Origin of the sequence: Actinomadura miaoliensis (genome assembly GCF_039536785.1) — a bacterium.
Classification (GTDB): domain Bacteria; phylum Actinomycetota; class Actinomycetes; order Streptosporangiales; family Streptosporangiaceae; genus Spirillospora; species Spirillospora miaoliensis.
Genome location: NZ_BAAAZG010000002.1, coordinates 61,394 through 74,020, shown reverse-complemented (window position 1 = coordinate 74,020; position 12,627 = coordinate 61,394). Strand labels below are relative to the sequence as shown.

General features: G+C 71.1%; 7 protein-coding genes. 3 read left to right on the top strand and 4 right to left on the bottom strand.

Features of this window, described 5'->3' with window-relative positions; translation table 11 throughout:
- Positions 1-76: 76 nt before the first annotated feature.
- The 3 genes from ABD811_RS04680 to ABD811_RS04670 form a co-directional block, all read right to left on the bottom strand.
- Positions 77-1,210 (bottom strand): alpha/beta hydrolase family protein, encoded by a 1,134-nt coding sequence (locus tag ABD811_RS04680; RefSeq protein ID WP_344941279.1) that lies wholly within the window; start codon positions 1,208-1,210, stop codon positions 77-79.
- A gap of 432 nt (positions 1,211-1,642) precedes the next feature.
- Positions 1,643-2,932 (bottom strand): UDP-N-acetylmuramoyl-L-alanine--D-glutamate ligase, encoded by a 1,290-nt coding sequence (murD, locus tag ABD811_RS04675; RefSeq protein ID WP_344941276.1) that lies wholly within the window; start codon positions 2,930-2,932, stop codon positions 1,643-1,645.
- 347 nt (positions 2,933-3,279) lie between these two features.
- Entirely contained in the window at positions 3,280-3,540 is a 261-nt protein-coding gene (locus ABD811_RS04670) for a hypothetical protein (RefSeq protein WP_344941273.1), read from the bottom strand.
- Between the two features lie 285 nt (positions 3,541-3,825).
- On the opposite strand from ABD811_RS04670, the gene ABD811_RS04665 reads away from it, so the two are divergent.
- A complete protein-coding gene (locus ABD811_RS04665) occupies positions 3,826-4,350 on the top strand; it encodes an RICIN domain-containing protein (RefSeq protein ID WP_344941269.1) in 525 nt (174 codons plus the stop codon).
- 566 nt (positions 4,351-4,916) lie between these two features.
- Here ABD811_RS04665 and ABD811_RS04660 read toward each other — a convergent pair.
- Positions 4,917-6,365, bottom strand: a complete 1,449-nt coding sequence (locus tag ABD811_RS04660; protein WP_344941266.1) for a helix-turn-helix domain-containing protein — start codon at positions 6,363-6,365, stop codon at positions 4,917-4,919.
- Positions 6,366-6,667: 302 nt separating this feature from the next.
- On the opposite strand from ABD811_RS04660, the gene ABD811_RS04655 reads away from it, so the two are divergent.
- The gene (locus tag ABD811_RS04655; protein WP_344941262.1) at positions 6,668-6,967 is read left to right on the top strand and encodes a hypothetical protein; all 300 of its coding nucleotides are present in this window, start codon (positions 6,668-6,670) and stop codon (positions 6,965-6,967) included.
- A 1,564-nt stretch (positions 6,968-8,531) separates the two neighbouring features.
- Positions 8,532-12,551, top strand: coding sequence for a type VII secretion protein EccCa (gene eccCa / locus ABD811_RS04650; RefSeq protein ID WP_344941259.1), 4,020 nt, complete (start codon positions 8,532-8,534; stop codon positions 12,549-12,551).
- Positions 12,552-12,627 lie beyond the last annotated feature (76 nt).

The following is a 12,627-nucleotide window of genomic DNA, read 5'->3' as shown; positions in this document are numbered from 1 at the left end:
TGTCTCCGCAGGCGGTTCTCGCCGTCCTCCCCCCACGGTGCGTCGGTCCTTGCTTCTCGCGAGGCGAATGAGGTGATCAGGGGTGTGGGGCTCGGCCTTCGAACGTCACCTCGGGATGGCGCGCGGACGGCTTGTCGAGCAAGGGCTGGGGCCGGTGGCGCAGGTGGAGATCCATGAAGGCGCGGACGTACGCCCGGGTGATCTCGACGGAGCGGTTGCCGGGGAGCCTGCTTCCCTGGTCGACGCCGATCTGCTGGGTCAGCGTGTCGTAGTCGGTGAAGGACGAGTGGATCGCTCCGTGCACCGCGAGCCACCGCTTCCAGCCCGTCACGTGCGGCCAGTCGCGATCCCACGTGGCGTCCGGCCTCGCCTGGCCGAGGATCATGTACGGGCGCTGGAGGCCGCGCTCCGGAATCGCCACCCGGTGCGGTCCGTCCAGGTTGAGCCCGGCGCGCACCCGGGTGTCGCGGAGCATGGTCTCGGGAACGCTTCCGCCGCCCAGCGACATGCCCACCATCGCGATTCTCGACGGGTCGATCAGGACGCTGCCCTTCCACTTGGAGTGCCTGCCGAGGAGCTGGTCGAGGACGAAGGAGACGTCGGCCGCCCGGCCCCTGATGGCCCGTTCGGCGCGTTCCTCGGCCGGGACCGTGCAGGCGACGCAGGTGGTCACGCGGCCGTCCGGGAAGGTCGTGGCGTGGGTCTCGTATGTGTGGTCGATTCCGGCGACCACGTAGCCCCGGCTGGCCAGATCTTCGGCCAGGGACGTCAGTGAGCTGCGCTGCCAGGCGAGGCCGGGTGACAGCACGACGAGCGGCATGCCGCGCACCCGGCCGACCGGGAGGGCGTCGCGGAACGCGTGCGTGCGCGTCTTGCTCAGCACGTCACCTGGTACCCCGGTGATGCCTGAGCCCTTCAGCAGAGCCTGAGACTCGTTCGACGTCATGTACGGGGCCCTCTGCCCGTCATGGGCCTTCGCCGGATACCAGAGGGAGACCATCAGCTCTCGCGCGTTGACGGAAGGCACCCACGTATCGGGACGGGAGGTGTCTTTCAGATACAGGGAGGTCATGCCGACCTGCCGGGAGCCGGTCGGTGGAGGCAGGGCGGGAACGGTCTCGGCGGAGGCGGCCGGGACGGCGAAGGCGAGGGCCGCCGAGAGGGTGGACAGCCCGGTGACGGTCGCGAGCGCTCGGGTCTTGAGTGCCATGACCTGATCATGTGCCGCCGGATCGGCGCATACATCGGCCGAGAAGACGGTTCGCCCCGCCGTGACCCCCTACTTCTGACAGGCTCACCGCCTGGACCCATGGCAGTGATCGGCGGACGCGGGGCCCATGGGCGCATTTGGCGGCGTTGTCGTCAAGAGGGCGGCGCCGTGTTCGGCCGGTGTGAGGCGTCAGCAGCGCGGATCAGGCGGCACTCGGTGATGGTGCGGGTGCGGCGGGCGGCGCCTGTGCAGGGGACGCCAGGTGAAGTCGTGCGCCGGGGGGAGGAGTCGACGCCGCTGCGTGCGGTGGTCAGGGGAGGGCGGTTTTCGGCTTGGGGATGCGGTAATGGCCGTGCCTAGGCCGATGGCCTGACGCGTCATCAGCCGGAGGACGCACGGAATTGGTCGCCCATTCCGCAAGGCGGGTCGGGGTCAACTCGGGAGGGCGTGGACGGCGGTGGCGAACTGGTCGCCGCGGTCGGCGTAGTTGCGGTAGTCGCCGACGCTGGAGCAGGCCGGTGACAGCAGCACCACGTCACCTGGGTGGGCGTGATGCGCGGCACGGGTGACCAGGTCGGTCATGGGGCCGGGGACGTGTTCGTATCCGGTGACGTCGGCGGCGTCCAGGGCGGCGGCGATGCGGGGCGCTTCGGCGCCGGTGAGCAGGACGGCGCGTATCCGGGCGTGGGCGGCGGCTTCGGCGATGGCCTGCGCCAGATCGTCGAAGGACACGCCCTTGGTGGAGCCGCCGAGGATGAGGATCTTGGGGCCGTCGAAGGCGTTCATGGCGGCGATGGTGGTCTGCGGGGTGGTGGACAGCGAGTCGTCGACCCAGGTGACGCCGTTGCGGGTGGCGGCGACCTGCAACCGGTGCGGCAGCGCCTGGAGGCCGCGCACCGCACTACGGATCGCCTGGTGGTCGCCGCCGATCAGGTCGTGGGTGGCGGCGATCGCTGCAGCGATGTTGGTCAGGTTGTGCGGGCCGGGCAGCGGCACGTCACCAGTCTCGATCACGCGGGTGTCGCGCAGGTAGATGGCGTCGTCGTGCAGGTGAACGCCCTCGGGGTCGCCGACCGGCACGCGCCGGGCCGGGCCGGTGGCCGCGATCCGGGTGGCGGGCGGGTTGTCGGCCGCATAGACGACCAGGTCATCGGGTGTTTGGTAGCGGGCGATGGAGGACTTGGCCTGTTCGTACTCGTCCATGTCGCGGTGCCAGTTCAGGTGGTCGGGGGTGACCGCCAGCACCACCGCGATCTGCGGGGAGCGCTGCAGGTCCATCAGCTGGAAGCTGGACAGCTCCAGCACGACCAGATCGTCTGGATCGATGCGGGGCAGCAGCGCCAGCGGGGTGGTGCCGATGTTGCCGCCGACGACCACCCGCCGCCCGGCGGCCCGCAGGATCGCGGCGATCGCGGTGGCGGTGGTGCCCTTGCCCTTGGTGCCGGTGACGCCGATGACCGGGGCGGGGCAGCGGGCCATGAACTCGGCGATGACGCTGGTGGTCGGCACCTCGGCCGGCAGTGTTTCGGGGCGGACACCGGGGCTGCGGACGATCAGGTCGACCGTGTCCAGCCCGGTGAGGTAGTCATCGGCCAGGGTGACCCCGTCGGGAACGTCGACCGGACCGCTGCGTTCGTGCACCACCACCTGGTGTCCGCGCGCCGTCCAGTAGTCCACCGCGGCCCGGCCCTCAACGCCGAAGCCGATCACCGCGACCCGCATCCGAACCCCTCCTCACCGACTGTGACCTGTGGCTCCCCCACAAACTCTTGCAGAGCGACACCCTGCCGGCGTCGTGGGGCGCGCCCTTCGAGTGCCGTCTCAATCGGGCTCAGAAGGTCATCAACACGGCGCGATGAGCGTGCTGGGCCAGTGATAGTTCGTCCCCGACATGCATGTCGCCGCCGTGTCGGCGCGCACGCCGCGGACGGTGGCCGACCGACCGGGCGCCGCACCCGAATGGGCGCCGCACCCGAATGGGCGCTGGTACTCCTGGCCGGGGGCGGTCGCGGGCGGCCGCCATCTGCCGTGAGTTCGGTGACCGGCACGGCGACGGCTGGGCGCTGGTTTCAATCGATCATGCAGGCGTCGCCGAGGTCGACCTCGGTGTCACGAGGTCGGACTCGGATGGCCGATCCCCGCCCGTGCACGACCGTCAGCGGGCGGGCCGGCAGTGTGGACAGCGCCATGCATGCGGACCCGCATGCCTCATCCTCGGGCTTGCCTTCACTGGGCGCGAACTGGCGCGCATGTATCAGCCCCGCCGCCTCGTCGATCCACGCCCAGACCTGCACTGGCTCATCTGGCGGTGATTCGAGCAGCGCCTCCACCTCAGCCGGACTGCTCACCCGACGGTGCTGAGTGTTCGGGGACCAGTGAGACGGCGCGTGAAGCCACTCGGCACCCTCGTCATCGCGCCACAAAGACACCTCACCGGCAGGGGGTGGCCAACCGGTCCACCGGCTTCCCGTTGTTCCGCAGCGGCGGATCCAAGGCGGCGACTGAGCGAAGGGCCTACTCACCCGAAGGTTCGCGATTGTTCACCAATAGTAATCAATTGATCTCTATGGGTGAGGGAATGGGTTGGTGGACACCCCCGACCCCCAGGAGACGCAATGCCTGACTACACCGGCGCCATCCCGGCCGGCAACGTCTTGATCGTGCACAAGGTGATCAACGCCTACCTCATGCCCGACGGCATCAGCGACGCCGAGACCAGCGACAACGACGAACTCCAGACCTACTGGGCCGACCCCTGGCCCAACAACGCATCGGTCTACTGGGAGTTCGAGCCCGCACGAGGCCGCCCCGGGGCCTACTACATCCGGTCCCAGCCCAACCGGCGATACCTCGGTATCCGGGGGAACCTGGCGAGAGCCGACGCAGTGGTGACCCTGCGGATGAACCAGAGCAACGCCGGGCTATGGGAGCCCGTCCCCATCCCGGGCCTGCCCGACATCCCGGGCCAGCCGGTGGTACGCGCGCTACGGCTGCGCGGCACCAACTTCGCCATGGCCACAGCCGGAAACCTCCCCAACCGGGACGCCGAGATCCACCTGGACCGCGCCTGGGACGGCGAGTTCAACTTCTACCACGCGTTTTTGCTCATCCCCGAAGAGTCTGTCGTCACGCAGCCGTAGCAGCCTGCTGACGCCGTTTGGCTCGCGAGGAGGATCGGATTCTGGCGCCGGCCGGGCGGGGTTGACGGCGGGTCTCACTACGCGCGCGCCGAGGGCGCTCGCATGGGGCCGCCGTCCGGCATAGGGTGCCGTCCCCCCCGCCCTCGGCTGTCTCGACGGAGCCAGTTCGCGAATTTCGCGAGACGCCAACACGCGTGCACGCGCGAGCGACCGAGGTCATCGGCCGGGGCCACATGGCGCCCGGGCGTTGAGCTGGTCTGGCGTTGAGCCGGTGCGCCCAGCACGTCTTGGTCGGCGTCCTGACGGTCAGGCCTTCGGACGGTTACCGGCGAACGGTGGTCGGACGGCGGCTTCGCGACAATGCGCATGGGCGAGCCCAACGTGTTGTTCTGGCGGTGTGGTGCGCCCGCCCGCCGCCAGGCCCTCGATCTCGTGCACCAGGCGGATGAACGCAGGTTGTCCTCGCGCAGATACGGGCCCGGCAGCGCGGACCGCGGCCTATGGCACCGTCCCACCGCAGCCGTCGGGGGCCGATGGTCGCCCCGCCGCGGCGTGGGATTGCTTGTTCAGGCGGCGGAGGCGCGTAGTGCTTGGTCGTAGTGGTGGCGGAAGTCTTCGGCGTCGGGTCGGTCGGCGGCGGCGGCTCGGAGGGGGCGGAGGGTGTTGAGGGCGAGGCCTGATGTCACACCGGAGGACGCCGGGAGGGCTGCCTTGCCCACGTTGAGAGCTTCTTTCACGTCGCCCTCTTGGAGCAGTGTGACTGCCACGCGGGCGCGAATCGTCGTCTTGTCGCGGGGAGTGCGTGTCGGGTCGGCCAGCACTGTCTGGAACAGGTTCAGTGCCCTGTCGCTGCCGGTGCCCTGGACGCGGGCGAGCATCTGGTATCCGCTGGCCTCGATCGAGTTGATCTCAGAGGGCGTGACGAAGTCCGTCCATGCCGGGTCGGTGGGGTGAGGGCCTCTGCTCAGTTCCCGGCGAGCGGTGTCGATGGCTTGCCGAAACGCCAGTTCGTCACCGAGCGCGGCGTGTGCGAGTGCCTGGCGGAGAGCGATCAGGGCGTGCAGCCGTGGGGAGGGGATGTACTGGGCGACGGAGGTGGCTCGGGCGGTCAGCCGCAACGCCTCGCGGGCAGGGCCTCGCCGGCCGGTCTCGCGCGCCGCGAATGTCAGCTGCTGGGCACGATCGGTGTACGACTCGGCTTGGACGGCCGGGTCGCCGCAGTGTTCGGCCATTTCCGCAGACTGGGCGTAGAGGCGCCGTGCCAGCGGCTGGTCGTTGCGGTCGTAGGCCATGAAGCCGGTGATCTCGCCCAGCCGGGCTCCCTCCGCCAGCAGTTGACGGCCGACGGTCTCGGTGTAATCGGCCTCGTCCACCAGGTGCCGGGCCGAGGTGAAGTGACGCCGGGCCTGGTCCAGCACAGTGACGCTGCCCGAGGTGTCGAAGGCGGCTTCTACCTGGAGGCGACAAGCCCGCAGGTAGCGGACGTGGCCCATGTCGGCGCGTTGGGGGATGCTGAACGCGGGGAGCATCGTTCCGGCCGCCAGCCCGGCCGTCATCTCGTGGAATTCTCGGCGGCTCATGTCCATACCGGCTCCCAGGGGTGCGGGGTTGTCGTCCGTTCCCAGGATGCCATTGTGGTCGCCGAGAATGAGGGGAGCGAGGGCTTTGCGTGGCATGCCCAGGAGATCGGCGATACGAAGGATCTCCCGGATGTCGTAAAAGGTATCGCGTCTGCGCCTCTCGATCTTTGAGACCACCGACTGGGACCAGCCGATGAGCTGGCCGAATTCGAGCTGGCTCAGGCCGGTGGCGCCACGGATGATCGCGAGCACGGCGGGCATGTCGCCGCGGGCGAGGGCGTGGCGGAGGGGAGAGGAATCCCAGGTCCAGAGGGGGTTCATGCCGCTGTCGCGGACCTGGGGGATGCAGGGTGCGCACAGGGGGTCGGGGTTGTAGCGGCTCAATCGGGTGATTCGGCATGCCGGGCAGATTCGATCATTGGTCTGCTCGTTCATCGCGCCCCTTCCCGATCAATTCGGCTGTGGTCGGTCGGGTTCTCGGCGTCACTCTAAGCAATTCATCAACATCATCACCGTCGGTGGTCAATTGGCGGGTAGGCCAATGTGGCCTATCGGTCCTTGATCGTCATGGGAGGGATCGGTGTTGGCGGAGAGTGATCGCGCCGTCACGCTCGTGGACTACTCCGCTTCGTCGGCACGGACTGCGCGTCGCGGGGTGCCCAGACATGAGGCGGGCCCGGACGCGGCGAAGGCAGCGCCGGCCGGGCCCTTGATCCGGACGAAAGGGGTCCGAACCCATGCATGAGCGTAGGGCCGAAACCGATCCGCTGGGGCTGTTGGCCATGCAGCTTTCCGCCGGGGACCTGCTGGTCAAGCCGACCGCGCGTGGACTGCGGGTGACGGAGCCGCAGGTGGACGGTTGCCGTGCGGAGGGGGCGGCGGCCGGGGTCGTCGTCACGTGTAGACCGCGTCTCGAGGACGGCGGCGCGTTGTGGTTCTACACGAGCCGGCAGGAACCGATCGCGCCCGCCGACAACGTCACCGACGCGGTCGTGGCGATTCGCGGATACCTGGCCCGGCAGGGGAAGGCGCGATGACGGCGCCGTCCAGCGTTCAGGTCGAGCGGGCACTGGCCGAGTTGCGGCGCCGCTTCCCGGGCGTATGCCTGTGGTGGGGGCAGTACACGGGGCACTTCTGGGCGCTGATCCAGGAGGCGGGACGGGATCGGCTGCTGGAGACCGAATCGCCTCAGGAACTCGCGTGGGAGTTGGCACGCGTCTCCTGCCCTGCTACCGCCTCGCCGGAGGGCGCCTTGCCGCCGACCGTCTGGCCGCAGGACGCTTCTACGGGCGTCGCTTCCCCGCAAGGTCTCGCTCCGGGCACGGACTACCGGCCGAACGCTTCTTCGGGCACTGTTACGCCACAAAGCGCCCGGCCGTGCACGGACGTTCAGCGCAGTGCCCCTCCGCGTACGGTTCCCCCGCCGGGCGCGTCTGCGGGCGGCGTCTCGTTGCAGGGATTTTCTTCGGGGGGTGCTCCCCCGTCGAGCGTCTCTTCGGCTGCCGTCTCCCGGCGGGGCGTGTCTGCGGGGGCCGTCTTCTCACAGGGTGCCGATTCACGTACGGTTTCCCCGCCGCGTCCGTCTGCGGGCTTCGCCTTTTCGCAGGGGGTCGGTCCGCGTGCGGTCTCCCGGGCGGGGGCTTCTTCGGGTGCTGTCTTCTTGCCGGGCGTCTCCGTGGGGCAGGTCTTTTCGTCCGGGGCTGCGGGCACCGTCTCCCCGCCGAGGGACTGTCCGGTCATCTTTCCGCACAGTGCTGCTTCGGGCGCCGTCTCGCCGCAGGGGGCTTCTGCGGGCACCTTCCTGCAGAGAGCCGCTCCGGGCGCGGTCTCGCCGCAGGGCGTCTCTGCGGGGCCTGCTCCCTCGTCCGGTGGCTCTTTGGGGGGCGTTGCCCCGGCGAGTGGGGCTGGTCCAGGTGTGGCCACGGCGGTTGGGGTGCCGGTCGCGCGTCCGGTTTCCGGGGGTGGGGGACGGGCGGTGCCTCGTGCCAGGCGGGCGGAGAGGGGGCGGCATGTGAGGGCGGGGAAGGGCGGGCTGTGGCGGCGGGTGTTCGGTGCGGCACTGGCGCCAGGGCGGTGAGGGGTGGCAGGGAGCCTGCGCTGTACTCGTGGGACGTCCAGGGGTACCGGCTCAGCGTGGGTGGGGTGACCGACGATCGGAAGGCGGCGTTTCGGTATGTGGACGCGGCTCTGCGAAGCGCTCCCGGGGTGGCGAGGGGGGCCGTGTGGCGGGTGGCGCTCAGCCTGTCCGGGCAGCCCGTTTACGACCGTCTTGGCGCGGTCGGATGGGCGTGGCGGGATGAGGTGATCGGGGTCGTCGCGTGGTTCGAGCCGTGAAGCTGCGGATGATCACGGAGAACCGTTGTGATCCGAAGGCATGAAAGTGCCGTGCGGGCGGTGGGTGTTCCCCGGGTGAACCGCTCGTACGGCCTCGTGACGAGGCCGGTTGGGGGCTAGGGAGATGACGGATTGGCGTAAGTCGGGTGATTAATCCCGGATTGGGCGGGCCGAATTGGAATGCGGGCGGTGTGATGTCGGAGGTGCGCAATACGCTTCGCCGTGACACGTTTGGTCTGATCGGGTCAAGGGTGGCGAGGAGGAGTCGTGACGGTCCGGATCGTCCATCGGCCCGCGCGGACCGTGCAGCCGTTGGCGGCGCAGGAGACGCGTGAGGTGGAGGCGCCGCCGACCCTGCCCGAGGCCGGTGGGGTGGGCGGGCAGGTGTTCGCGATCCTGCCGATCGTCGGGATGATGGCGTCGCTGACGGTGATGACCGTCCTGCGGAATCCGGCGTTCATCGCGCTCGGGGCGGTGATGCTCGTCGTGGCCGTGCTGGTGGGGGCGGCGTTGCTGCTCTCCAGGCGGGGGCAGGTCACGCGGCAGCGGCGTAACCAGCGGGAACGGTACCTGGAGTATCTGGAGGAGCTGCGCGAGGAGCTCGGCCGGGCCGAGCGGGAGGCGCGGACGCGGGCGCGGCTGCTGGATCCGCCGCCGGAGGCGCTGTACGACGTCGTGCGCGACCCGGCGCGGTTGTGGGAGCGGCGGCGGCGGGATCCGGACTTCCTGCGGGTGCGCGTCGGGACCGGGACGATGCCGGGGACGAAGCTGGAGCTGGGGGAGCGCGGCACGGCGCTGGCGCCGACCGATCCGTTCATGCTGGCGGAGGCCCGGGGGGCGATCCGCCGGTTCGGCGCCGCGCCCGACATGCCGCTGACGGTGCCCCTGGACATGGCGGGCAACGTCAGCGTGATCGGCTCCCGGGACGACGTGCTGGCGGTCATGCGGGCGTTGCTGGCGCAGCTCGCCGCCTTCCACGCGCCGGAGGACGTCGCGTTCGGGGTCGCCGCCGGGGCGGACCGGATCGGCGACTGGGACTGGGTGAAGTGGCTGCCGCACGTTCTCGATCCGACGCGGCGGGACGGCGGGGCGCCGTTGCGTCTGGTGGCGCCGACTCCCGGCGGGCTGAGCGCATTGCTGGCGGACGAGCTGAAGGAGCGGACGGACTTCGCCACCGAGGTGCGGCGCGGCCTGGGGCAGCGGGAGGCGTACCGGCTGCTGCGGCGGCTGGTGGTGGTGCACGACCTGTACGGGGACGTGGCCGCGGATCTGGTGCGGCCGGACGAGACGATCAACCCGGCGGGCCTGGCGGCGACGGTGATCCACCTGGTGGCGGACCGCACGCAGGAGCCCGGTGACGTCGGCGTGCGCATCACCGTGGACGGTGAGCGGGTGCGGGTGGAGGATCTGCGCGGCGCCGTTCCGGCCGTTCTGGAGGGGACGCTCGACCAGGTGTCCGCGCCGACCATCCTGGGGCTGGCGCGGATGCTGGCGCCGCTGCGGCTGTCGCGGGAGTCGGTGGAGGAGTCCGCGTCGCAGGGCGGGACGCTCGACGTCACCAGGCTGCTGGGCGTCGAGGAGCCCGAGCGGCTGGATTTGAAGAGGCTGTGGGCGCCGCGCAGCGAGCGGGCGTTCCTGCGGGTGCCGATCGGGGTGGACGACGCGGGGCAGCCGGTCATCCTCGACCTGAAGGAGGCCGCGCAGCTCGGCATGGGGCCGCACGGGCTGTGCGTGGGCGCCACCGGGTCGGGCAAGAGCGAGCTGCTGCGGACGCTGGTGCTGTCGCTGGCGCTGTCGCATCCGCCCGACCAGGTGTCCATGGTGCTCGTGGACTACAAGGGCGGCGCCACGTTCGCGCCGTTCGAGAAGCTGCCGCACGTGGCGGGCGTCATCACCAACCTGGAGGACGACGCCGGGCTGATCGAACGCGCCTACGCCAGCCTGTCGGGGGAAGTGCAGCGCAGGCAGCAGGTGCTGCGGGACGCGGGCAACATCGCCAACATCGGCGACTACAACTACCAGCGCGTCCACCACCGGCCCGACCTGCCGCCGCTGCCCCACCTGCTGGTGATCATCGACGAGTTCGGGGAGCTGCTGACGGCGCGGCCCGACTTCATCGAGCTGTTCCTGTCGATCGGGCGGATCGGGCGCAGCATCGGCGTGCACCTGCTGCTGTCGAGCCAACGCATCGAGGGCGGCAAGCTGCGCGGCCTGGACACGTACCTGTCGTACCGGATCGGGCTGCGCACGTTCTCGGAGGAGGAGTCCCGCACCGTCCTGGACACGCCGGACGCCTTCCATCTGCCCGCGCTGCCGGGGTTCGGTTACCTCAAGGTCGACACCAGCCTCTACCAGCGGTTCAAGGGCGGGTACGTGTCGGGGCCGTACCGGGGGCCGGTGGTGGAGGAGCCCGAGGACGCGGGGCCGGCGCCGGTGCGTCCGTATCCCGTGTACAACGTGGCCGCCGACGCGCCCGGCACGTCCGTCGACGAGCAGGGGCGGCTGCCGGAGCGGACGGCCGGGCCCACGCTGCTGGACGTGCTGGTCGGCCAGTTGACGGGTGAGCGCGTCCAGACCATCTGGTTGCCGCCGTTGCCCGCGGCCGTCACGCTGGACGCCGTCGTCGGCCCGGTGGGGGTCACCGGTGACGGCATGCGGGCGTCCGCGCCGGTCGCGCCGCTGCGGGTGCCGGTCGGGCTGCTGGACGATCCGCGCCGGCAGTGGCAGGGGCGCTGGGACGTCGACCTGACGGCCGCGGGCGGCCATGTCGCGATCATCGGCGGGCCGCAGACGGGCAAGACGACGCTGCTGCGCACGCTGGTGCTGTCGCTGGCGCTGACCCACTCCCCCGCCCAGGTGGCGGTGTACGGGGTCGACCTGGTGGGCGGCGGGTTGCAGGCGCTGGCGGGGCTGCCGAACGTGGGCGGCGTCGCCGGGCGCGCCGACCGGGAGCGGGTGCGCCGCACGGTCGAGGAGGTGCTGGGGATGCTCGACCACCGCCAGGAGGTGTTCCGGCAGCACGGCATCGACTCGGTCGCCGGGCTGCGGCGGCTGCACGCCGCCGGGAGGGTGCCCGAGCTGCCGTGCGCCGACGTCGTCCTGGTCATCGACGGGTTCGGGGCGCTGCGCGACGACTTCGAGGAGATCGACGAGCTGGTGTCGGACCTGTTGCAGCGCGGCAGCGGCTACGGCATCCACGTCGTCGCCGGGATGCTGCGCTGGAACGACGTGCGCATCGCCATGCAGTCGAACTTCGGGCAGCGCGTCGAGCTGCGGCTGAACGACCCGACCGACTCGGCCGTCGACCGCAAGCTCGCCGAGACCATCGCCGCCGACCTGCCCGGGCGGGTCCTCACCGACGGCAGGCTGTTCGGGCACGTCGCGCTGCCGCGGTTCGATGGCCTGCCCGACACCGACGACCTCGGCGGTGTGGTGGAGGCGGCGGCGCGGGCCATCCGCGCGTCCTGGACCGGCCCCACGGCGCCGCCGGTGCGGGTGCTGCCCCACCATCTGCCCGCCGCCGCGCTGCCGGGGCCGGGCCGGATGCCGGACGCGGTTCCGGTCGGCGTGGACGAGCGGGCGCTCGAACCGGTCGGGCTCGACCTGTTCGACCAGGACCAGAACCTGATCGTGCTGGGGGACGGCGAGTGCGGCAAGACGAACCTGCTGCGGCTCGTCGCCGAGGGGCTGGTCAGCCGGTACTCGCCGGAGGAGGTCGTGTTCGCGGTGATGGATCCGCGGCGCGGCCTGCGCGAGGTGGTGCCGGAGCCGTACCTGGGCGGCTACGCGGGCACCGCGCGGCTGGCCGCCGGGCTGGCCGCGGGCGTCGCCGGGGAGCTGGAGTCCCGGATGCCCGACTCCGACTCGGCCGAGGGGCGCTGGAGCGGCGGGCCGCGGGTGGTCGTGCTCGTCGACGACTACGACCTGCTCACGACGGCCGGGCAGCAGCCGCTCGAACCGTTCCTGCCGTTCGTGCCGAGCGGGCGCGACATCGGGCTGCACTTCGTGGTGTCGCGGCGGGTGGCCGGGGCCGCGCGGGGGCTGTACGAGCCGTTGCTGCTGGCGGTCCGCGAGACGGGCACGGCGGCGCTGCTGATGTCGGGCGACCGGTCCGAGGGGCAGCTGTTCCCGCCGCTGTATCCGGCTCCGCAGCCGCCCGGCAGGGGGTTCTGGATCCAGCGGGGCGCCTCGCCGCGGCTGGTCCAGACGGCCGTGGCGGAGCCGCGGCCCGGCGCGTCGCAGCCGGTGGGCCCCGCGCCCGTGCCGGAGCCGGAGGGCGGTCGCTGACCCCGCAACGCTTGCTGCCGTCCACTTCGAGATCCCCATGGCCGGCCGGTAGACCGCTCTCGACCTCTGGAAGGGG